The organism is Amycolatopsis sp. NPDC054798, assembly GCF_053611505.1.
In genome coordinates, this window is record NZ_JBSHAM010000006.1 from 38,495 (window position 1) to 61,229 (window position 22,735).

At 65.3% G+C, this 22,735-nt stretch carries 13 protein-coding genes; 4 read left to right on the forward strand and 9 right to left on the reverse strand.

The annotated features are described in order from the left end of the window. Positions 1 to 63 precede the first annotated feature (63 nt). From ACWGIC_RS05805 to ACWGIC_RS05820, 4 genes are all read right to left on the reverse strand, one after another. Positions 64 to 804: a ferritin-like domain-containing protein gene (locus ACWGIC_RS05805; RefSeq protein WP_452074748.1), complete on the reverse strand. Its 741-nt coding sequence runs from the start codon at positions 802 to 804 to the stop codon at positions 64 to 66. After that, a complete protein-coding gene (locus tag ACWGIC_RS05810) occupies positions 804 to 1,778 on the reverse strand; it encodes an alpha-ketoacid dehydrogenase subunit beta (protein WP_452074749.1) in 975 nt (324 codons plus the stop codon). The genes ACWGIC_RS05805 and ACWGIC_RS05810 overlap by 1 nt, the downstream gene beginning before the upstream one ends. Then, entirely contained in the window at positions 1,775 to 2,887 is a 1,113-nt protein-coding gene (locus tag ACWGIC_RS05815; protein WP_452074750.1) for a thiamine pyrophosphate-dependent dehydrogenase E1 component subunit alpha, read from the reverse strand. Before ACWGIC_RS05815 ends, ACWGIC_RS05810 begins: the two co-directional genes overlap by 4 nt. Before the next feature lie 453 nt (positions 2,888 to 3,340). Next, positions 3,341 to 4,459 carry a hypothetical protein gene (locus tag ACWGIC_RS05820; protein ID WP_452074751.1) on the reverse strand — a complete coding sequence of 373 codons (1,119 nt, stop codon included), beginning with the start codon at positions 4,457 to 4,459 and terminating at the stop codon, positions 3,341 to 3,343. Positions 4,460 to 5,091: 632 nt separating this feature from the next. Between ACWGIC_RS05820 and ACWGIC_RS05825 the strand changes: the two genes are divergently transcribed. After that, positions 5,092 to 6,351 carry an MFS transporter gene (locus tag ACWGIC_RS05825; protein WP_452074752.1) on the forward strand — a complete coding sequence of 420 codons (1,260 nt, stop codon included), beginning with the start codon at positions 5,092 to 5,094 and terminating at the stop codon, positions 6,349 to 6,351. A gap of 748 nt (positions 6,352 to 7,099) precedes the next feature. On the opposite strand, the gene ACWGIC_RS05830 is transcribed toward ACWGIC_RS05825, so the two are convergent. The 4 genes from ACWGIC_RS05830 to ACWGIC_RS05845 all read right to left on the reverse strand — a co-directional run bounded on the left by ACWGIC_RS05830 (position 7,100) and on the right by ACWGIC_RS05845 (position 16,253). Then, positions 7,100 to 8,041 carry a TauD/TfdA family dioxygenase gene (locus ACWGIC_RS05830; RefSeq protein WP_452074753.1) on the reverse strand — a complete coding sequence of 314 codons (942 nt, stop codon included), beginning with the start codon at positions 8,039 to 8,041 and terminating at the stop codon, positions 7,100 to 7,102. A gap of 18 nt (positions 8,042 to 8,059) precedes the next feature. Further along, complete coding sequence (locus ACWGIC_RS05835; protein ID WP_452074754.1) at positions 8,060 to 11,251, reverse strand: non-ribosomal peptide synthetase; 3,192 nt, start codon at positions 11,249 to 11,251, stop codon at positions 8,060 to 8,062. Continuing rightward, complete coding sequence (locus ACWGIC_RS05840; protein ID WP_452074755.1) at positions 11,248 to 12,306, reverse strand: pyridoxal-phosphate dependent enzyme; 1,059 nt, start codon at positions 12,304 to 12,306, stop codon at positions 11,248 to 11,250. Before ACWGIC_RS05840 ends, ACWGIC_RS05835 begins: the two co-directional genes overlap by 4 nt. Before the next feature lie 665 nt (positions 12,307 to 12,971). Then, a complete protein-coding gene (locus ACWGIC_RS05845) occupies positions 12,972 to 16,253 on the reverse strand; it encodes an amino acid adenylation domain-containing protein (RefSeq protein ID WP_452074756.1) in 3,282 nt (1,093 codons plus the stop codon). Between the two features lie 332 nt (positions 16,254 to 16,585). Between ACWGIC_RS05845 and ACWGIC_RS05850 the strand changes: the two genes are divergently transcribed. Further along, complete coding sequence (locus tag ACWGIC_RS05850; protein WP_452074757.1) at positions 16,586 to 17,689, forward strand: inosamine-phosphate amidinotransferase 1; 1,104 nt, start codon at positions 16,586 to 16,588, stop codon at positions 17,687 to 17,689. Between the two features lie 633 nt (positions 17,690 to 18,322). Here ACWGIC_RS05850 and ACWGIC_RS05855 read toward each other — a convergent pair. Beyond that, positions 18,323 to 18,919, reverse strand: a complete 597-nt coding sequence (locus ACWGIC_RS05855; protein ID WP_452074758.1) for a helix-turn-helix domain-containing protein — start codon at positions 18,917 to 18,919, stop codon at positions 18,323 to 18,325. Between the two features lie 271 nt (positions 18,920 to 19,190). On the opposite strand from ACWGIC_RS05855, the gene ACWGIC_RS05860 reads away from it, so the two are divergent. Further along, on the forward strand, positions 19,191 to 19,412 hold the full coding sequence (locus ACWGIC_RS05860; RefSeq protein ID WP_452074759.1) for an MbtH family protein: 222 nt from the start codon (positions 19,191 to 19,193) through the stop codon (positions 19,410 to 19,412). Positions 19,413 to 19,422: 10 nt separating this feature from the next. Next, positions 19,423 to 22,734: an amino acid adenylation domain-containing protein gene (locus ACWGIC_RS05865; RefSeq protein ID WP_452074760.1), complete on the forward strand. Its 3,312-nt coding sequence runs from the start codon at positions 19,423 to 19,425 to the stop codon at positions 22,732 to 22,734. The last annotated feature ends 1 nt before the right edge of the window (position 22,735 follow it).

The following is a 22,735-nucleotide window of genomic DNA, read 5'->3' on the forward strand; positions in this document are numbered from 1 at the left end:
GCACGAGCCTGCCACTGCCCGCTTGATCTCGACCTTCGTGATCGTCATGCTTGTCACCTCCCTTCATATCCGGATACCGGCGGCCTTGAGGCGTGCCCTGTGGCGGCGAAGGAACCACTGCTGCAGGGAATTCGCATCCCGGCCAGTCAATTGTGCCAGCCACGCAGACAGGCCTTCGAGGGCAGTGAGTCGGGCCCCGATCTCGAGCCATTGTGCGCTGTATTCGTGCCACGCATCACGGCCGGCCGGGGTCGTGGATTCCCGAGCGAGATAGCTGAGCCCGATCGCGATATGCCGGATCTCATCGCGCCTGACATGGTGATAGAGTTTGCCTAGCGGATCACTGCCGAATGCGTGGCTGAGAATTATGAACTCGTCGGCTGCGATTCCTTCGAGCATCGTATGGACAAGTGCTTTTCCGAGGTAAGGCAATCTTGTCAGCTCTTGGTGTAGTGGTTCCAGCAGTTCCTGGCACTCTTCCGGCTCTCCGCCAATTTTCCGCGCATACTGATAGAAGGCATCGGCGTGCCTGGCCTCGTCTGACACGGCTGTCGCGAGACTGAACCGGAGTGCCGCGTCCTCGGTCTGCGTCGCGAGAGTCGCCGCCGCGATCAATCCAGCCTGCTCGGCGTAGTAGCCTCGGGACGAGACTTTCCATGCCTGCTCGGCCAGTCGCTCGTCGTCGGTGAACGGGCCGTTGCCTATCACATCGCTGGCTTTCCACGGGGACGAGTCCCGGCCGAGCCCGAAGATTCGGTAGGCGGTCTGATCGGCGTCAAGCTGATCCGGTCGTAATAGACCCATCACACCCGTCCTTTGTGGGCTTTCTTTGTCGGCAGGATGTCCAGTGCCGCCTGGAGAACGTGGTCGGCGGTGAGGCTGAGTCGCGCTTGGAGATGCGGACTCACCGGTGCTGGGCAACTGGCTCCGTCGAGTACTCGGATCCGGTCGGGTTGCACTGCGCCCAGCAGCATGAGTTGGCACGCGATGTCACGCATCAACGAGCAGGCCGGAGGTGCCTCGTCCACCAGCACTGCGCAGCTGGCGCGTACGACCTCGCTTGCCAGCCGGTCGATGTCGACCGGTGCGGCGGTTCGTAGATCGATCACTCTGGCGAAGCGATTCCGCCGTCCGAGGGCCGCGGCCGCGGTCATGGCGAGGCGCACCGTGTTGCCGATGCCGACCAGGATGACATCCCGGCCGTCGCCGACTGCATTGGGCGTTCCGAACGGAAGGGGCGAGGGTGTTGCTTCCGGTTCGGGCAGCGATTCCCACCCCGATGTGTAGAACTGCGGGGACTCGAGTATCACGACTGGATCCGGATGACGTAGAGCGGTGGTGAGGAGCCCGGCCGCTGAATTGGGAGAAGCGGGCACCGCGACGACCAACCCGGGTATCTGGCTGAGCAGTGCATGCGGCACGTGTTCGTGCTGTGCGCCGAGGTTCTCGCCGCCGCGGGTGAGTCCGCGAATGGTGAGCGGAACGTGGAACTGTCCGCCACTCATGTATCTCCATTTTGTCGCCTGGTTGACGACTGGATCCATCGCGGTGTAAAGAAATGCCGCCCGGCCGATGTTGACCATTGTCCTTTGTCCGGCCAGGGCCTGTCCGGTGGCGATGCCGACCATCGCGTTCTCTGCGATCGGCAAGGTTATCATGCGGTCGGGGCCGAATTCTGCACGAACCGCGGGCGGGTGGAACGTCGCCAGGACGGTCAAGTCTTGGTGCTCTTCCATGGCTGCCCGCATGGCCAGGGATACCGGATGCCGACGGGTCATCGGGCCGGCTCCGGCCACGCGGCTGCCGTTATGTGTGCGGCTGCGTCGGCGAGACGAGCCGGCTGGTCCGCCAGTGCAAGTGAGACGATCTCGGTAATTTCGTCGGCGACTTCCGCTTGGGTCGGTCCGGGGTCGATTCCTAGGTTGACCAATCGGGCGGCTGCTCTCGCGAGCGGATCGCGCGTACGCCAGTACGCTACCTCGTCGGCTGGTCTATAGTCTTTCGGGCGGTTAGGGCCAGACTGAGCGTGAAAATCCCGCAGATAGGTGTTCGCGACGAGTACGTGGGGTCCTTGCGCTGATCTGCAGGATTCGAACATTTCGGTTGCTGCGATCGTCACTGACTCCACATCGTTGCCGTCCACCTCTTCGTAAGGCACTCCCAGTCCGGTGCACAATTGCGCGGGCGAAGCAGCGCGTACTTCACTGCTGGGAGTGTGGTCTTGCCAGGAATTGTCCTCGCATACGACGAGAAGCGGCAGCATGAGCTTGCGCGCGATCGTCAGCGTTTCGTAGGCGAGGCCGGCACCGAATGCTCCGTCGCCGCAGAACGCGAGCGAAGCCCGACCTGAGCCGTTGCGTAGTTCCGCCATCGCTGCTCCGGCCGCGATCGGGAGCTGTGAAGCGACGATAGACGTCGCGCCGAGCAAGCGGGCGGACCTGTCGGCGAGATGCATGGAACCGCCTTTTCCCTGGCACAGGCCATTGCGGAGCGTTGCGATCTCTCGGAGAACGGAGACTGGATCGCAGCCGCATGCTAATGCGTGGCCGTGTCCGCGGTAGTAGGTGACTACCCATTCCTGGGGATCTCGCGCTTGGAGAACGCCTGTCGCGATCGCTTCATGTCCGGTGCAAGGATGTATGAAACCGGGAATCAGGCCTTCGGAAGCAAGGTTCAACACCTCCTCCTCGAACAGGCGTATTCGAGTCATTGTCCTGTAGCACTCGAGAAGGGTTGATGCGTCCACGGTTCCTCGATTTATGCCGGATTCGGTGTTTGCGAGAAATATGCTGGAAACCCATCGAATGCAGTCCTGCGGGGGACTTGTCGCGGGAGCTAACGTATGAGCTGGATTTTGATGTGTAAACCTGGCTCTGGTGACACGCATGCTTTCGCATGAGACGAGGCGGCGACGTTGATCGCTTCGAGGCGGGAGGTCGGCCGCGGATGAGAGCGCTGGCGTGCTCGGAAATGCGTTGGGCGGGGAAGGATACGATCGGCCCGGATTTCAGGTCGTGTCTCGCCAGCGGGGCGAACGTGGAGCTCAGGAAAACGCGATGCGGGCCTGCCGTCGCTGGTCCGACGGCTTGCGAAGTGCGTCTGCGCGAATCTGGCCGCGACAGTTTCCTTGGGTGGAGTTCGGGTGCTCTGGAGGCTGACGGCTTGTCGTGGAGCAGGCGAGGTCTTGCGGTCGTAGGATATGTGCGTCGGCTTGGCTTCATGCGGCCGCGAGGAACTCTGAGCACCTCAGAGGAACATCTCGAGATTTGCGGTCGGACAAAATCGCCCTGTGCGGGCGGAATATGGTTCGATGCCCTCACTCGGCAGGCTGACCGGTCCATCAGCGTGCCTGGACGGAGAAGAGTTCGCGGTGGGCCGCGGATCCGCCGAGGGGACCGTTGTGGTGCCGTGAGATGGTCGACCCGGACGCGGTTCCACTCGTGGTCGTCAGTTCGCCGTGCACCAGATAGTCCGGGTGCACGCCGTCGTCGCTGGTCCGACGTTCGAACCTGATGGCGAGAACGTCGCCGGCGCTGACGGGGATCGGGATGTCGAACAGCGGGAAGTAGACCGGGATCCAGTTGGTCCGGTCGACGAGTGAGTCGACTATCCGGTTGTCGTTGCCGGTATCCAGCCGGATCCAGCACGCGATGCCGTCGACCTGCCCGTCACGGAGCATCTTCAACCGTGTGTCAACGACGTCGTCGAGAGGTGATGACCCGTCGAACACAAGCTCCTCCACGGGTTCCGTTGTGGAGACGACGCTATTCGGGTCCATGTTGGCGATGGCCAAACGGATGTCGAAAGCCCGGCCGTACGAGTCGAAGATTGTGTCGAGATACGGCAACGTATGCGAGGCGAACGCGAGCCCGGACGGGAATATCGACCGCAGCGAGACCGCGCCGGCCATGGTGGAGCAAGCGGCTGGGATCACTGTCGCTCCCGGGCGGAGCAACCGGGCATGGGCGTCGGCCATTGTCGCGAGCATTCCCTCCGAACTGGCGATCGTGCCGATGAGTTCAGCGACGCATACTTCGGCTGGGTCGTCGAGCATCAGTTCGAAAGATGTGCAGTGCTGCAGTTGTATCGCGGCCCTTTCGGGAAGATCGGCGTGCAGTCGGCGTGCTTCGGCGTAGCTTTCGTCGATCTGCTCGACCGCGATGACTCGCCGGGCACCGTTCCGTACGGCCTCCAGGGCCCAGTTGAGGTCCTGGCCAGTTCCGATGTCGAGGACGGAACGCCCGCCCGCCACTGCCCGCAGTGCGGTGCGGAACGAGTTGTTGCGAATGTCGTCGTGCGTCATGAGGTAGTAAAGGAACGGGTCGTAGACTGGGTATTCGCCAACCGACGGCCACAGGCTGGGGCGGGTTTCGTTGCTGAGCTCGTCGTCGATTGCGATCTCGACAGGGCGGTCGGCCGAGTTGTCGAGGTATGTGCGTACTGCCCGTGCTAGCGACATCCCGTTCCTCCACTGTCGATCACTCTGCCTGGGTGGGAATCTAGTAACAGCGGCTATCTCTTCGCAGTCGCCTGGCGATAGCCGCATCCGGTGCACGTTGACAGAAGTCGGGGTCGGCGGCAGTATCGAAACATGTCTTTCGATGGTCGACCTGGACGGAAGGCGACGCGCAGGCCCCGTCGCGTGCGCGCCGTGCGTGCGCTGGTCGATCCGAGCCGCTGTGAAGTGGCGTGGCCGCAGGCTCTAGCCGGAGCTGTCGCCGAGGCTCGGCCCGAAGTGCCGGCAGGAGGGCTGTTCGGCCTCCAGTCGTTTCCGCGCGCCTCCTCTGCCGAGGCGCTGATCCGTCGAACTTGTTGGCGGCCGGATATGGCCGAAACGAGGAACGTCGAGCGGGATCTCGGCCGTCGAGCTGTACGGCAACGAAACCCGGTCGGGCACGACACAGCGACGGAAACATTCGCAGGCCGTCTGCCGGTGACAATCGGTCGTTCTCGCAGCGATCGGACAGGAGGGCTGCCTGTGAGCGGTGAGCCGTGCTCGGCTGATGCGGCCCTCTCGGTGATCGCTTTCGGCCGGAGTTCGTCGAGAACCGCTTTGTTCGTCAGTCCGATACTGGATGGTGGTGGCCTCAGATGAGATCTGTGCACGAGCCGGCCTTAACCGCGGGCGGCAAGACACGCCTGCTAGGAGATCGCGACTCCTCGCTTTACGTGATCGGGCAGATCACGTCGATGCTGGGCGACTCTGCGTTGTGGCTGGCTATGGGCATCTGGGTGATGTCGTTGACCGGCAGCAGCGCGGCTGCGGCACTGGTGTGGATGGCTTTTTTGCTCGGTGGGCTCAGCGGTCCGGTGACTTCCGTCCTGGTCGACCGGCTGCCGTTGCGGCCGCTGCTGGTCGGCGTCAACCTCGCGGGCGCGGCAGATGTCCTGCTTCTGCTGTTCGTGCGCGGCGAGTCGGAGGTATGGCTGGTTTACCCGGTGATGGTCTTCTACGGTGTGGTCAATTCGTTGCTCAACGCGGGCTCTTCGGCGTTGGTCCGGCCGATGGTCGGCACCGAGCTGCTTCCCAGGATCAACGCTGTACTCGCGACAGCGAAACAGGGTATGAACCTGGTGGCTCCCGTCCTGGGCGCCGGCCTGTTCGCCGTTTCCGGCGCGACTCCAGTGATCATTGCCGACGCAGCCACCTTCGTGCTCGCGGCCGCAACGCTCGCGCTGATCCGGTTCCGGGCTGAGCGGTCCGGGGACGATACGGCGCGCCCTGGCGCTTGGTTGACACTGAGTGCCGGAGTTCGGCACCTGATGACGACGGCACCGCTGCGTCGAGTCGCGGTCGCGTGTGCAGTTGCGATCTTGGGACTCGGATTTCTGTCACCCGTGGAGTATTCGGTCAATAGCATTGGTCTGAATCGCGCTCCGGAATTCATCGGGGTGCTGTTCACCGCGCAGGGCGTAGGAGCTCTGTTCGGCGGCGTTTGTGCGCCCAAGGTGATCCGATTGCTGGGCGAACTGCGTACTGTCGCAACGGCTCTGGTCGCTGCGGCCGCGGGGATCGCACTGATGGCGGTGCCCGCGCTGCCGATCGTGCTGCTGGCGTTCGCGCTGTACGGGGCCGCGCTGCCGTGGGTCGCGGTCGCGCAGCAGACCCAGCTGCAACGCCTGACTCCACTTGACATGCAGGGACGGACCGCCGGTGCCGCAGGACTGCTGACCAGGACACCGCAAGCGTGTGGAATCGCGATCGGATCGTTGGCGATCGACGCGGTTGGTTACCGCACGTTGATCGGTGCTATCGCTGTGCTTACCTGCGTGGCGGCCGTCTGGTTGTTTCTCTCTGGTGCCAAGCAAGCCCGTCGTCATGGCGACGGCGACATCGAGGGGACGATGTGACCACTGCGTTCGCTGGCACGGATAGCCCGGCCGAACGACGGATTCATGCCGATCACGTCATTCTGTCCGGCCACCATTGCCTTTCGGAAAACAAGGGCACCGTCTGCGCCCTTGTTTCGGCAACCGCGGGTACGTGATCACGCAGCCCGAGCATGACGTGGTTAGCCGCTGCCAGCGGGCGCCGGCAGCGGCAGGAAACTTCGTCTGCGGTAACGAGATGTCGGCAGACGACAGCGTCGTATTCGTCCCGAGGTGGGCGAGGAACAGTTCGAGCGGTTGGGGCCGCCGACATGCGCTGGCCTGGTTAACGTTCGCGGGACAGACATCGGCGGTGCGCTTCGCGTCTCGCGATCCTGTCGGCGGCTCCGCCGGTCAGCGAGATCGACCAGCCCCGATCTCGCTGAACGTGCGCGCCTTTCTCAGACGAGCGCATCGCCCCTTCGGCGTGGAGCTGCAGGGTTTCAAGCACCGTGAACCCATCGTCCGAAGACGGTTTCATGTTCCGGCAGAACGAAAATGTGCGCCTGTAGGACTTCTCGCCCGTCGCCCGGAGATCTGGCCCCGGCCAGTTGGTCCCTCTGCGCGAAGGACGTTGGGACCTTGATGCTGCGCGAATGGTCGACCTGGTCGAGAACGCGGTTGCGGTCGTGAACCTCTGACAAACGGACGGTCCTTCGGCCGCGGGCGAATGAACGGAAGGTCGGCGTCGAGTGCGAGTGTCGTTGTCGCGCGGTTGGCAGACCGACGTTCAGCTGGACATCGCGACCAAGATTCGGCGACTTCCCGTGTACGCCCGACGGCCGTGCGCGACCGCGACATTGTCGATCAGAAGCACATCACCAAGCCGCCACTGCACGTCGACCGCCAGTTCCCAGCCGATCTCGCGGACCCGCAGCGCGTATTCAGCCGGGATGGGGCGGCCGTCGGCGAAGGCTATCGACTGCGGCAGGTCTTCCTCGGGCAGGGCTGACAACAGGTCGCGCACGGTGTCGTCGCCGAGGGTCGCGATGTGCCACTGGTCGACCTGGTTGAACCAGACCTCTTCACCGGTTACCGGATGCCGTTTCGTCGCGGGCCGGGTCTGGCTGATCCGCAGGCCGCCGGCTGGTGTCCACTCCCAGGTGGCATTGCCGCTGGCCAGGAACTCCTCCACCGCCTCTCGATCGTCGGTCTCGAAGGTACTCTGCCAGCTCTTGCCCAGCCCGATGCCGCCATGCAGGTGCTGCCGGTAGCGGACTCCGCCGCTGAACGCGTCACGGATCGTTTCATCGATTTCATTCAGCCAGAGTCCGCCGTGCACCAGCGGCGTCGCGCCGCCGGTGGCGGCAGGCAGAGCGCAGGAGAAAACGAGCCGAGACGGCCAGGCGTGGGCATAGGACAGCTCGTTGTGCATTGAGATGTCGTATTCCGGCGGGAATTCGGTCGATGTGTAGATGTTGTCGCCGATCTTCGTACGCGGCGAGTTGCCGTGCAGGTAGGCCAGCCGCTGTGCCAGCAGCCTGCCGGTGACCTGCTCCAGCGCCTCTTCTGGCACGGCGAAACCGCGCAGGAGGATTGCCCGGTGTTCTGCCAGCAGGTCGTCCACAGGGAGTGAGTCCAGCTGGGTAAGCAGCTGGGAGACGTCCGCGGGCGCGCCGTCGCCCGCGGGCGTGATTTCCAGCGGCCGCCATTCGCGCGCGTCGTTGTCCATCGCAGGCCCTTCTGTCGTTCAGCTTCGCGACCGACCCCAAGGGGGATCGGGTCGCTTCGGACCGGACCGCCCGAAGGCGTCCTTTCTTCGCTCTGCCACGTAACCGGCCACCGCGGCCGGAGTGGGGAGCTGGAAAACCGTCGCCGAGGGCACCGAGACCCCGAGCCGCTTCTGGATCAAGCGAGTGAGCTGGGTGACCAGCAGCGAATGCCCGCCGAGTTCGAAGAAGCCGTCAGTCGCACCTACCTCGGGCACGCCGAGCACTTCGCTGAACAAGTCGCAGACGACGGCTTCCTCATCGGTGCGCGGAGGCTGGCCGGTGCCCGACACTCCGTAGTCGGGTGCGGGCAAGGCTCGCCGGTCGAGCTTTCCATTCGGCATCAGGGGCAGTGAGCGCAACGACACGACGACCGACGGCACCATGTAGTCCGGAAGCGCCCTCCTCGCCAGTGCCAGCACGGTGTGCGAGTCAACCGCACCGCTTGGACCAGCAGGCACGACGTAAGCGACCAGCCGTCGGTCGCCGGGACGGTCTTCGCGCACCACGGCGACGGCCTGGCGGACCTCGCTGTGCCGGGTCAGAACTGCCTCGATTTCACCGAGTTCAATCCGGAATCCGCGTAGTTTGACTTGGTCGTCGGCGCGCCCGACAAACTCCAGTTTCCCGTCGACGCGCCAACGCACCAGATCTCCGCTGCGGTACATCCGTGCGCCGGACGGGCCGAACGGACAGGCTACAAACCGTTCCGCGGTCAGCCCTGGACGCCGCTGGTAGCCCCTGGCGAGTCCGTCACCCGTGATGTACAGCTCGCCGACGGCACCGGGAGGCAGCTGCTCCAGGCTTGAGCCGAGGACGTATAGCCGGGTGCCAGCGACTGGCTGCCCGATCGGCGCAGGACGGTCGTCGCCCAGTCCGGGTGCCAACCTGCCCACCGTGGCGCAGACGGTGATCTCCGTCGGGCCGTAGGCGTTGAACAGCCGATGGCTGCCTGCCCAGTAGTCGACCACCGCGGGCGGGCACACCTCGCCCGCGGTGACCAACGTTGTGCTTGCCGGGATACGCTCCCGGTCCAGGACGGCAAGCGCGCCCGGCGGCAGCATCACCTGGGTGACTCGGTGCCGGAGAAGCAGTTCGGTCAAAGATGCGCCCGGCAGCACCTGCTCGGCAGTCGCGAGCACCAGCGTCGCCCCGGTATGGAAGGCCTGGGCCAGTTCGGACACCGCTGCGTCGAAACCGAAAGTCGCGAACTGCAGCACCCTGCCGCCCTGCTGTAGGCCTGTCGGCTGCGCCATACCGGCTGCCATCTGCCGCACGCCTCCGTGCGGCACCACGACACCCTTCGGATTTCCGGTGGACCCAGACGTATAGATCAGGTAGGCCGCGTGGCGCGGATCGGAAGCGGCGATCCGGTCCATGTCGGTGTCCACCTGTCCGGCCACTTCCGCGGCGAACCTCGGATCGTCCAAAGCCAGCACGCCCTGGTGCGGCGTATCGCGCGCCAGGGTCGCGGTAGTCAGCACCAGCGTCGGATCGGCGTCCTGGAGCATGAACACGATTCGCTCCGCTGGATACCCGGGGTCGATCGGCAGGAATGCGGCACCGGTCTTGGCGACGGCCACGATCGCGACCACCATCTCCACTGACCGTGGCAACCGCAGCGCGACGATCTGTTCAGGTCCGCTTCCGCGGTCGAGTAGCGCCCGGGCGAGACGATTGCTCTGCCGGTTCAGCTCGGCATAGGTCACAGTGCGCTTCCCGAACAACAACGCGGGTGCGTGCGGTGTGTCGGCCGCAGCGCGCTCGACGATCTCCGACAGGGAGAGGGCGGGGACGCTGTCCGGACCAGTGCCCCAGTTCGCCAGGAGTGCTCGTTCCACTGCGGTCAGCACGTCGATCTTGTCGATCCGTCGGTCCGGGGCGGCGACTGCTCCCTCTAGTACACGCACAAGACGTTCCAGGAGGGTCTGCGCGGTGTCCGGGTCGAACAAGTCGCTGGAGTACTCCAGCAGGAATTCGATCCCGGCAAGGTCGCCAGCCGCGTCGCGCTGCTCTCGGAAGTCGAAGATCAGGTCGAATTTGACGGTGCCGCTGAATCCAGGGCGCAGTTCCGCGTCCAGCTCGCCGAAGTGCAGGTCCAGCGGCTGGTCGCCGCTCGGTGCCAGCATCACCTGGAACAAAGGGTTGGCGGAGGCGGAGCGCGCCGGATTCAGGTGCTCGACCACCCGCTCAAATGGCACGTCCTGATGGCTGTAGGCGGTTGCGTTGCTCAGGCGTGCCTGCTCGATCAGGTCGAGGAAGGCGGGATTGCCCGCGGTGCTGATCCGGATCACCAGCGTATTGACGAAGAACCCGACCAGCTCGTCGAGCGCTTCGTCGGATCTGCCGGTGATCGGCATGCCGATGGTGACGTCGGTTCCCGCACCGCACCTGTTCAGCAGAACAGCAATGGCCGCTTGCACCACCACGAACATGGTGGTCCCGCCGCGCCTGGCGAGGTCGGCGAGCTGCTCGCCGAACGCCGGCGGACAGGGCACGGCGACCATCCCGCCGCGGTGTGTCCGCACCGCTGGCACCGGCCTGTCGGCAGGCAGGCGGATGCTTTCCGGGGCACCGGCGAGCGTTTCCGACCAGAACCGCAGCTGCTCGCTGACTACGCTGTCCGGGTCGTTCTCGGAGCCCAGTACTTCCCACTGCCACTCTGCGTAGTCCGCGTACTGGACCGCGAGCGGCTCCCAGACCGGTGCTTCAGACCGAGATCGAGCGGTGTAGGCGGCGGCGAGGTCGCGCAGCATCGGCCGCGTTGATCCGCCGTCCACCGCGATGTGGTGCAGTAGCAGGACAAGAAGGCTTTCGTCTCGCTCCAGACGCAGTAACCGGGCCCGGATCGGCAGGTCGACGGTCAGATCGAAGACCGTCTCCCGAAGTTCGTCGAGGACACCCTGGAGTTCCTCGGGCCGGCAGTCCTGCACGGCCAGGTCGGGCCGTGCCGACTCCGCGGCATGGACCAACTGGTATGGACGGCCGTCTTGTTCCGGGTACGAGGTGCGCAGCGTCGCGTGCCGGGCCACCACGTCGGCCAAGGCCGTGCTCAGGGCATCCGGATCCGGGATCCCGGCCAGCCGGATCCGGAGCGTCACATTATAGGCGGTCCCGGGCTCCGATTGGTTCAGGAACCACAGACGCTGCTGGACCGGAGCCAGCGGAATCATCGGCTTACCTCACTGCGAGTCACGGAATCGAATCGAACGGAGGCTCCGTCAAGCTCTGGGCGGAGCAGGGAGTCCACCGCGTCGGCTTGGAGCAGCCAAGCGTCGTTGTAGAGCGTCTCCCGGTAGTTCGACGCCAGGTCTGGGCACAAACAGACGGCTCCGGTGACATCCGGATGCCGTGCGAGATACCGGAGGCATCCTGCGATGGTTGCTCCGCTGGATCCGCCGACGCCGATTCCGGCGTCGAGTTCCAGTGTCCGGCAGGTGGCGATCGCGTCGGTATCCGTGACGACTATGTGCGGGGGCCTGGTCGCGCCGAGGAAGTTCGAGGGTTTGCTGGCACCGATCCCGGTGAGCAGGCGGCAGCCCGGCGGCCCGCCGAAAATCGTCGAACCGGCCACGTCGACGGCGACGCAGTCGATCTCCGGTCGTTTCTCCGCCATGTGGCTCGACAATCCGGCGAATGACCCGCCGGTGGACACGGGGGCGAACAGCACTCGGGGTTCCGGACCGAGCTGCTGCTCGAGTTCCGGGCCAGTCCACAGATGGTGCACAGCGGCATTGGCCGGATTCTCGTACTGGTTGGTCCATACGGCGCGTGGATTGGCGGCCAGTATCTCCTGGACGGCGGCGATTCGCCGTTGCAGCCGGAGGCGGTCGTCGCCAGGCTTCGCTTCGACGAGGTGCCCGCCGTACTGGCGGATCGCCCGGGCCATCGCCGGAGGCAGGCGCCCGTCCACTACCGCGGTGAACGGGATGCCCAGCTCCCGGCAGATTCCCGCAAGCGCTACTCCGAGGTTGCCCGAGGTGGACTCGACCACTTCAGAGCCGTCGGCCAGCTCGTCGGCGACGGAGGTCAGCAGGCCGAGCGCGGTCCGTCCCTTGAGCGACCCCCAGCGTGACCGTCCGTCAAGCTTCAGCAGAAGGTTGCGCGGCCGTCCGGCGACCAGAGCAGTGACTTCGGCTACCGGGGTGGGCGGGGTCTGCCGGATCGTATCCCTGGCATAGGTCAGCACGCGTTCCCGCAGCGAACCAGACGTCGTTCGCGGGCTCATCGCGTCCACCGGAGCTGTGGTCGCGTCGTGGCGCGAGCACTCGAAGCCCGACGCGGATAGGTTTCGTCCATCGGCGCAGCGCGGCCACTCGGCCCGGATTGGACTGGGGGAGGACAGGCACGACTGATTTCCGATCCATGGCTGTCCGGAAAGCACCGCTGCCCCTCTGCAGGATTGCCCGTTTCACGTACCCCGGGCGGAACAGCCGGATGGCGACCACGAGAGTGGCGAGGATCTCGGAAGAGGGGCTGGTCAGTTGCTCTCGAGCAGCAGGAGAACCGCGGACCGCTTGCTGCCCGCTCGTGTCGCGCATACTGCCCACGGCAAAATCCCGCTCGGACAGCCGTTGGCGCAGTCCACGACGACAGCCCGGCTATCGTCGGCGAGTGTTTTCTGGCGTGCCATTCTTGCTGATGCAATTTCGCGTGGTTCGTCATCGTTTCGGCTGACCCGTTGACGCTGCACCGTGCCGTAACGGGATGGTTTCGTTGCCGGCGTCGTTCGGCCACTGAGCGGACGACACTGGCCAGCGCGGCATCCTCCGCGCTCTGGCCCTGGCTGAGTGTCGGCATCGGCACGCCGGAGTCCCGAGAACGAAAACGTCCGTGCGCGTTCGCGGTGCGGCCGACCGGTGACTTGTCCATTGTGCGTCTCCCCGCAGTCGGTCAGAAGGCCCGGAACTCGGATTCGAGGTCGTCGCTCGTGCTGGCCGCGGGCAGTGCGGCAAGACTGACGGACGGCATCGCAGGTGTCCGTGCCGCGTACTCCGCGATCGCGGTCAGCGCGCGCAACCACAACTCCGCCAGCCGGGCCACTTCGTCGGTGCTGAACAGCGAGCGTGCCCACTGCCAGACTGCGCCGAGCACGGGTTCTCCGTCCCGGCGCATCGTCAGTGCATTCACTTCGAGGGCGTGTCCGAGCGGGAGACGGGGATCCGACTCGTCCTGCGCGACGTCGTGTTCGTTGTCGAACGACCAGTCGTCGCCATCCGCTTCGGGGAATCTGCCCAGGTAGTTGAACAGCAGTTCCGGGTGTGCGCCGGCGGCCAACTGCGTCGCGGTCACCGGGTTGAGGTGTCGCAATGCGCCGTATCCGAACCCGCGGTCCGGAATGGCGGCGAGTTGCGCCTCGATCTCCCGAACCGCGCGGCGCAATCCGTCGCCCGGTGCCGACGCCTCCAGCGATGGTGCCTCGCTTAACCTGACTCGTACTGGAAACAGATCGGTGGTCCAGCCGACGGTGCGGGACAGGTCGTCGCCTGGGACCAGTTCTGCGCGACCGTGTCCTTCCATATTCAGAAGAAAGTCTCCATCTGTTGTCCCGCGCCAATGAGCTAGCGCCAGCACGAGGCCCGTCACCAATACGGTGTTCACCTCTACGCCGAACACCTCTGGCGACCGGTTCAACAACAGTTCGGTCTGTTCCGGCCGCAGCTCGAACCTGCGGGTCCCCGCGGTCACCCCAGTATCCAGCCGGGGATCGACAGATCGGCGCGCCAGCGGAGTCGGCCGGCCGCCAGTGGCCGCCTGCCAGTACGCCAGCTCGCGTTGCCTGCGGGGGCTGAGCGCGTCTCTCCGCACTCGCTCAGCCCACCGTCGGTACGGAAGCGACACTGGCTCCAGGCGTGGTGTTCCGTTGCGCCGCAATGACTTCCAAGCTTCGGCCAGATCGGATTGCAGGATGCGCAGCGACACTCCGTCGACGGCGTAATGGTGCACCATCAACGCGAGACGGCCCTGCTTGCCCTTGTCGCGGCGGATCCAGACTACGCGCAGCATTCGGGCCGATCCGGGCCTTAACTGGGTTCTCGAACGGTCAAGCGCGTTTCGCGCCAGTGCGAACAGATCGTCGTCGTCTATCCCGGTGCCGTCGACCACTTCCAGACAGTCCTTCGCGAGCACGGATCCGGGAGGCTTGGTCTCCGGTTGCTTCGCGCCGGTTGCGCCGACGTCGGGAAATCGGGCTCGCAGCATGTCGTGTGTGTCCAGTAGCGCCTGTAGACAGGACAGCAGCTCCGGCGCGCCCAGGTCGGCCGGGGTGCGAAGGACCGCCGACTGGCCAAATCCGTCGGTGGGACCGCCGAGAGCGCGCAGCCAGCACATGATCGGGGTGAACGCGAACGGCCCGATCCCGTCCTGCGCGACCTTGGCGGGTCTTTCCATCCGGTCGATCCGAGCTGCCGTCGCAGCCAACGCGCCGAGGGTCTGGTGCCGAAGGACGTCGCCGGTGCTGATCCGCCAGCCGGCCTGCCGCGCGAGACTGGCCATCCGAATCGCCGAGATGCTGTCGCCGCCGAGACCGATGAAGCTGTCCGCGGCGCTCGCCTGGCTGATCCCCAACACGTTGCGTACCAGTGATAGAAGGCCGTCTGCCGAATCGGTTGGTGTGCTTTGGGCGTTCACCGCGGGCCCGAAGTCGGGTACCGGCAGCGCTGCACGATCCAGCTTTTCGTTCGGCGTGGTCGGCAGCTCCTCCAGGAAAACCACCGCAGATGGCACCATCGCATCCGGCAAGGAGCGGCGCAGATGCTCCCGGATCTCCTCAGCGTGGAATGTCGTGCCTTGTTGCAAAACTACGTACGCAACGAGGATTTGTTCGCCAGACGGCCGGGCGAGGGCCTTCGCAGCGGACTGCCGGACCGAAGGGTGCTCGGCGAGTGCGGCCTCGACCTCGGCGGGCTCTACCCTGACGCCGCGGATTTTCACCTGCCCGTCTGCCCGGCCGACGAACTCCAGCATGCCGTCGGCCCGCTTTCGTCCCAGGTCGCCGGTACGGTAAAGGCGTTCCCCTCGTGATCCGTACGGGTCGGCAACGAATCTCTGCGCGGTAAGCGCGGGTTGCCCCAGGTACCCGCGAGCAAGCTGGACGCCGGCCGCGTAGATCTCTCCGGTCTCTCCCGCCGGCACGCGGCCGAGGCGCACGTCCAGCACTTCCAGCCGCATTCCTCGGACCGCCGAGCCGATAGGCACGGAGCGTGCGTCCGGATCCGGGGAACATCGCCAGTGCGCGGTGTCGACAGTCGTCTCGGTAGGGCCGTAGAGGTTGACCAGCTCCGCGTTCAGGCACTGGTGGAAACGACGCTGCACCGCCACCGGCAACGCGTCGCTGGCCGAGTAGACACGGCGCAAGCTGCGGCACAGTCCAACCAGCTCGTCGTCCAGGAAGACCGGCAGCAAAGACGGAACGAACTGCGCGATCGTCACACGGTGTCGTGCGATCACGTCGGCGACGTACTCCGGCTCCCGGTGCCCGCCCGGTCGGGCTAGCACCATGGCGGCCCCGGCAGTCAGCGGCAGGAAGAACTCCAGCATCGCACCGTCAAAGCCGGCGGGGGTCTTCTGCAGTACCCGGTCCTCTGCGGTCAGCGAATACTCGTCCGCCATCCAGGCCAGGTAGTTCATGATGGATTTGTGGGGGATCACCACGCCCTTCGGGCTGCCGGTGGAGCCCGAGGTATAGACCACGTATGCCGCCTGGTCCGGGAGGACGGTCCGGCCGGGCCGCCTGGGCTCATCCGGGTCGAGGCGGCCTGTTTCGCCGGCGTCGGTCAGCAGGAGCGGTGCCGGTGGCAGGGTCGTGGCCGTGGCCGAGTCTGTGAGCACCAGTGTTGGCTTCGCATCAGCGAACAGGTATCCGATTCGCTCGACCGGGTACCCGGTGTCCACCGGCAGGAAGGCCGCTCCGGACTTCAGGATCGCCAGCAGACCGGCAATCAGGTCCGGCGACCGGTCCAGCGCGATTGCCACCAGATCTGCAGGTCCTATTCCCCGGTCGACCAGCTGCCGGGCGAGCTGGCTGGCGCGGCCCTCCAATTCGGCATAGGTCAGCCGAAGGCCGCCCTCGCCCAGCAGCGCGACGGCCTCCGGAGAGCGCGACACCTGAGCTTCGAACAAGCCATGGAGGCCGGAAACCGGATTCTGCAATCGGTGAACGTCCGCTGTGGGCACGGTGTCGACTCCTCGGGGCCGCATAAGTCGTTGGTCGCCCGATGTCGCCTCGGCGAGGCGACATCGGGCGGTTTCGGTCGACGTGGTCAGTGCGTCGGTCTCGGCCTATCCGAGGCTCATCCGGTCCGGTCGCGATCCGGTGCTGTCCAAGGGGGCGGTGCCTGCTCTGGGTTTCCAGGGACAAGCGGAGCCGGGCAAGCGCGTCGAGCAGGTCCTGCGAGTTTCGTCCGGTGGGCTATTCGCCGCCCTTCGCTGCTGGATAACCATTGAAAAATCCGCGCCAGCATGCTGGGCCGGATTCACGACCGCGTAACAGAAACAGGAGACCGGTTATGACGACTATTGCGGACCAGCGAGCGGTGGCCGAGGCGACCGCCCGGCCTGCGGTCAACTCTTGGGACGAGTTCACTCAGTTGCGCGAAGTGATCGTCGGTGACGTCGAGCACGCCCGGCTTCCCGCGATGACCGACCTGTCCGCGTGGCTCGCCTGTTATCCGACTCTGACCCGAGCGGAACTGGAGCGGGTTTCGGTGGGCCGGTTCCCCGCGCAGGTCATCGATGAGACCAAGGAAGACCTCGCGATACTGGTCGACACCCTCCGTGAACTAGGCGTGGTTGTCCGGCAACCGGCCGCACCTGACCACTCCATCCGGTTCAAGACGCCGGACTGGAGCAGCGACGGCTACTTGTCTTACTGCCCGCGCGACATCACAATGGTCCTCGGCTCAACCATCGTCGAGACTCCGAGCCCGATGCGAGCGCGCTATTTCGAACTGCTCGGGATGCGCGAACTGTTCCAGGAGTACATGTTGCGCGGTGCCACTTGGCTGGCCGCGCCGAAACCGCGGCTGGGCGACGAACTGTTCTCGCTCGACGAGCACGGCCTGCCGCTGCTCGGCGAACAGGAGCCGGTTTTCGACGCCGCCAACACCTTGCGGATCGGTCGCGACATCGTCTACCAAGTTTCCCGCAGCGGGAACGAAATGGGGAGGCAATGGCTCGAGTCCATGCTCCGGCTGGTCGGCGACTTCCGAGTGCACGCTGTCCGCGGTGTTTACGGCTACACGCACATCGACACGACAATCACGTTGCTGCGCCCCGGTCTCGTACTGCTGAACCCGGACCGCCTCAGCCCGGACACGGTGCCCGCGCCGTTCCGTGGCTGGGACGTGCTGTGGTCGCCCCCCGTCCGTGATGTCCCGACTGTCGTCCAGCCGCCGCTGAGTGCTCCTTGGCTCGGGATGAATCTGCTCATGGTGAGTCCGGACGTGGCGATTGTCGATTCCGGCCAGCCCGAGCTGATCGCTGCCATCGAACGGCGTGGTATCACGGTGATCCCTCTGCAGCTGCGGCATTCCCGTGTCCTTGGCGGCGGATTCCACTGTGTGACATTGGACGTTGTACGGGACGGCGGCCTGGAGGACTACACCGGCTGAGCATCGGGGCGACCAAGCGGATCCGACGCCGTAACCGGAAGCTCTCCGCCAGGGCTGCGCCGGACCTCATCGGCGTGGCGGTTGTACGCGCTGACGAGGAGCAGAACAAGATCCGGCAATCGCCGCTGGACCGCGTTGGCCACGTGACGGCCTGCACCCGGACCGCCGACACACGAGGCTGGTCGAGCGCAGATCCGGGAGAAATACCGATCGAGCCGAGCGGGGAGCATTCTGGCGATGTGCGACTCGGCGGCAGGGTCCGTGCGTCGGCCTCGCTCTCGTCGGGCAGACCCCGTTCTAGGTTCGCGGAATCGCACAGCAGGCCCTGCCACGCGGTGGGCTGATCGCGCCGGCGAGCCGGTAGCCGACGCGGACTGCCATGCAGGCGAATGACGTCCGTTCACAGACCCGAGCGTCCTGAATTCCGGCCCCGGGCCGTTGCGTCAGAGGATGACCCGCGTCGCTTGTGCCGGGTTTTCCCGCGGCAACCATCCGGCTGCGACGGCACGCACGATCCGCCGCAGCTCGAAGGTGCCTCGGGTAGGCGAGCCGAATCCAGAGCGCTGGCGTCAGGGTCTAGGCCGCCCGTGCGGCCACCGTGCCGCTGTCTCACCGGCGCGCGGTATCGTCACATTACGCCCTCGTACTATCGTCATGGTCTGGCGCGGCCCCGCTAGCCGACGTGGGGGGTCTTGGCATCGTGAAGGCGAAGAGCTGGACTGGACGGGAGCCAGGCGGTCGTCGAGAGGGCCTGACACCGCGATCCGCAAACTGCGTCAGCAGAGCGAGGATGTCGGTACGGAGCTGGCGCATCTCGTCGACGGTAAGGTGCGTGATCATGCTGATGTGGCCGCTCAATTGTTGCCATTCAGGCGGCAAGCTGGGCTGGACAGAGGCTCGGTAGGTTCTGATCGTCTCCAGGTGCCGGTTCACGATCACATCGGTGAGTGTTTGGGCATTGGCCGATGTCTCGGTGTCGTCTCGTACTTCCGTTGTTCCGATGCCGCCGGGGATCAGCCTCCAGGGACGTTCTCGCCCTCGTCCGCCCTCCGCTTGCTGGACGAATCCGTACTTGGCGAGGGTTCTCAGATGGAAGGAACAGTTGGCCGGCGTTTCCCCGACGAGCTCGCTGGCCTGGGCCGCAGTCAGCGTACCGGCCAAAGCCAGATGTTCCAGCAGCTCCAGACGCAATGGATGGGCCAGCGCTCGCATGGCCTTGGCATCAGTCACTTGACGAGCACCCGCAGCCGATCCTGGCTGTTGGCTCGGCGCTGCCTCCGATCCGTCGGCGGGGCAGGGCTTTCCAGAACAGTCGGAACGCATGTTTCGATTTTAGATGCGTAGCGCCGCTTGCGCAGCGGAGCTCCGACCTTGAGCGAAGAGCTGATCCATCTGCGCCTTCCCCGTGTGATACCGAGCTGAAGCCGGCTCTGGCTACCTTGCTGATCTGCGGTGGTACTGCTCCCGCGGCATCGACAAGCCATCATCGAAGGAGCTCACGGTGACGAATCCGTTCGAGGACGACGAAGCTGCGTACATCGTTCTTGTCAATGAAGAAGGACAGCACTCTCTCTGGCCGCTCTTCGTCGACGTGCCGGCCGGGTGGAGTGAGGTCTTCCGTGCAGACAACAAAGCCGAATGCCTCGCTTACATCGACAAGAACTGGACCGATCTGCGTCCGAAGAGCCTCATCGACGCGATGGAGCGGCAGGCTGCTCGCTGAGAGGAACCACGTGCCAGCCGAGAACTCGTATACCGGAAAAAACGGCGTGTCCCCTACCTTGCACGGGTTGGTCGAGGCGCAGGTATCGCGCACCCCGGAAGCGACCGCGGTCGTGTTCGAGGACGAGAGCCTCACCTATGCGGAACTTGACTCGCGCGCGGCCGAACTGGCCCGTGAGCTCCGAGGCCGAGGCGTCGGAGCCACCGATTTGGTCGCTGTGGCCTTGGACAAATCGCTTGGCCTGGTGGTCAGCATCTTGGCGGTCCTCAAAGCCGGTGCGGCTTATCTCCCGGTCGACACCAGCTACCCTGCCGGCCGGATCGCTTTCATGCTCGAAGACGCGCATCCCGCGTGCGTGCTCGCCGATTCGGTCCTCGCGACCCGGCTGCGGGGCCGCTGCATGATCGTCGATCCGGGCCAGAAAGCGCCGCCCGCTCCCGCGGCGCGCCGGTCTGAGCCTCCCATCTGGGCCGTTCACGCCGACGAGGCCGCATACGTGATCTATACATCGGGCTCCACAGGAAGGCCCAAGGGAGTGGTCGTCTCTCATCGGTCCATCGTCAACCGCTTGACGTGGGTGTTGGAAGAATACGAGGTCACTCCGGACGACCGGGTGCTGCAGAAGGCTCCTACCGGATTCGACGGGGCCGTAGTCGAGTTCTTCATGCCGCTTTGCGCAGGTGCCGCGATAGTCCTCGCGAAGCCAGGCGGCCATCGGGAGCCGGAGTACCTCGCGGAACTGATCGCGAAGCGAGCGGTCACCATCGCACAGTTCGTACCGTCCATGCTTCCGGCTTTCCTTGACGACGAACTCGCACCGCTGTGCAAGACGCTCCGCCGGGTGTATTCGGCAGGCGATGTCCTGTCGATTGGGGTGCAGCAGCGTTTCCGGCGACGACTTGATGCTGACCTTGTCAACACGTACGGCCCGACCGAGGCGACAATCGATGTCTCGCACTGGTCTTGCGTGCCAGAACCCGGCGCCACCAGCGTTCCGGTCGGAAACGCTGCGCGGAACACGCGGATCGAAGTCCTCGATGCAGAGTTGCGTCGCGTGCCTGCATTGAAGGCCGGTGAGATCTATCTGGCGGGGGTCCAGCTGGCCCGAGGATATTTCGGCCGGCCGGGCATGACTGCCGAGCGTTTCGTCGCCGACCCGCACGGCGCACCCGGCGAGCGTATGTACCGGACAGGGGACCGGGGACGGAAGCGGCCCGACGGGGTTCTCGAGTTCATCGGGCGAGCAGATGCTCAGGTGAAGATCCGAGGGGTCCGAGTCGAGCCCGCCGAGGTCGAAGCTGCCCTCGCGCGCCACCCCTCGGTGGTTCAGTCCGCCGTGAAGGCGGTTCCGGGTGCCTCGGGGGATAAGCGGCTCATCGCCCAGGTGGTCGTGGCGGACCGGAGCACGATCACGTCCGGGGCGATCCGTGACTATCTGCGGAGCTCGCTGCCGGAAGCAATGGTTCCGTCGGCAATCGTCTTCCGGGGCGAGCTGCCGCTCACGCCCAACGGGAAGCTCGACCGGGCGGCTCTTCCGACGCCATGCCTCGACGATCACGTTGCGCAGGCCGACGGCGCGGACGAGCTATCGGCGGACGACGTCGAAAACTCGTTGCTCGGTCTCGTCCGCGAGGTTTTGGGCGTCAGGCACGCGACCCTGACCGAGACATTCATCGGGCTCGGCGGCGACAGCATCTCCGCCATCCGGCTCGCGAGTCGGGCCCGGCAAGCCGGACTGCGGGTCTCCACGGGTGATGTGCTGCGGCACAACAGCCTCGGCGACCTGGCTCGCATCACTCGACGGGTGTCGCGGACGGCTGAGTCAGCGGCCAGCGACGGCGTGGGCCGGTTTCCACTGACCCCGATCATGCGACGGTTGTTCGAGTTGGGCGGGCAGGTAAACAGCTTCAGCCAGTCCATGGTGCTCCGGACACCGGCAGACGCCCAGGAGCCGGAGCTTCTCACCTGTCTCCAGGCATTGTTGGACAGTCACGACGTGCTGCGAGCCCGGTTCAAGTCGGACAGTTCGGGAGCTCGGCAGCCTGAGATCTCTGAGGTCGGGGCTGTGACAGCCGCGAGCTGCCTCGAGACCGTGGATGTCGCCGACATCGAAGAGCGCCACCTTCCGCCACTTGTCCGGGCCGGTCTCGATCGGGCCCGGTCTCAACTCGACATAGCCGCTCCGAAGCTGCTGCGTGCGCTCTGGTTCCGTGGGGGACCATCGCGGCAAGGGCGCCTGGCGGTGCTCGTCAACCACTTGGTTGTCGACGGCGTCTCGCTGCGGATTCTGCGAGCCGATCTGGCCGAGGCGTGGAAGTCGCTCAGACTGACCGGCACGCCGCGGGTCGCACCAGTTCCGCTGTCGTTCCGGCGTTGGGCTTCTCTCTTGGACCAAGAATCGAGCAGCATCCGCCGACGGAGGGAACTGGAGCACTGGATCGGAGCCAGCACCGGGCCCTCAGCGCCGGTGGCGGAGCATGCCACCGGACGTCGGCCGTCGGTGACCGCGACTTTGTCCTCGCGGCGTCTCGATCTGTCGGCGGAGACGACGGAGTCGCTCTTGAACCAGGCACCCTCGGCCTTCGGCTCCGATGTGAACACCCTTCTCCTAACCGGGTTGGCGCTCGCGCTTGCCGCTTGGCAGGATCCGGTGGCTCCAATGATAAACCGAGAATTTCGCATCGCGATGGAAGGCCACGGCAGGGAAGAAGTTTTCCCCGGTGCGGATCCCGTCCGCACGGTCGGCTGGTTCACCAGCTTGTTCCCAGTGCGTCTTCGGCTGGACGGGATCGAGACGCAGCCCGGCGGCCCCTCGGAGTCTGCTCTCCGCCGGGCCGTCGACCAGATCGGGCGGCAATTGGCCGCGATTCCCGACAAAGGGTTCGGCTACGGCTTGCTGCGCTATCAGAATCCGGAAACGGCGCCTCGGCTCACCGCGACCGAGGAGCCGGGCGTCCTCTTCAATTACCTGGGCCGCTTCTCCGAGGCTGATCGTTCTGACTGGGCATTCGACGCGGACCACGACGTGGCGATGGACGAGTCCGATGATTCCATGCCATCGGTCCATGCTGTAGAGGTGAACTCTCTGGCGATGCGCCAGGACGACGGGCTGGTTCTGAGCGCCGTCTGGAAATGGGATGATTCCCTGCTCGGAGGAGAGTCGGTAGGGCGTCTCGCGGCGTTGTGGTTCGCGATGCTCGCTCGTATCGCCGATTATGCGGGCGAGGCGAATGCAAATACGCCGGTGCATGCAAAAGTGTCACAAGCGGTCGCTGCGAGAGGAAATATCGAGGACATCGAGTCCGAATTCAGGGAATTCTGAC

Coding starts and splice junctions, on each gene's coding strand:
- ACWGIC_RS05820 (WP_452074751.1), bottom strand. CDS start 4,459: ATGTCGCTAGCACGGGCAGTACGCACATACCTCGACAACTCGGCCGAC.
- ACWGIC_RS05850 (WP_452074757.1), top strand. CDS start 16,586: ATGACGACTATTGCGGACCAGCGAGCGGTGGCCGAGGCGACCGCCCGG.
- ACWGIC_RS05840 (WP_452074755.1), bottom strand. CDS start 12,306: ATGAGCCCGCGAACGACGTCTGGTTCGCTGCGGGAACGCGTGCTGACC.
- ACWGIC_RS05810 (WP_452074749.1), bottom strand. CDS start 1,778: ATGACCCGTCGGCATCCGGTATCCCTGGCCATGCGGGCAGCCATGGAA.
- ACWGIC_RS05830 (WP_452074753.1), bottom strand. CDS start 8,041: ATGGACAACGACGCGCGCGAATGGCGGCCGCTGGAAATCACGCCCGCG.
- ACWGIC_RS05825 (WP_452074752.1), top strand. CDS start 5,092: ATGAGATCTGTGCACGAGCCGGCCTTAACCGCGGGCGGCAAGACACGC.
- ACWGIC_RS05815 (WP_452074750.1), bottom strand. CDS start 2,887: ATGCGTGTCACCAGAGCCAGGTTTACACATCAAAATCCAGCTCATACG.
- ACWGIC_RS05835 (WP_452074754.1), bottom strand. CDS start 11,251: ATGATTCCGCTGGCTCCGGTCCAGCAGCGTCTGTGGTTCCTGAACCAA.
- ACWGIC_RS05805 (WP_452074748.1), bottom strand. CDS start 804: ATGGGTCTATTACGACCGGATCAGCTTGACGCCGATCAGACCGCCTAC.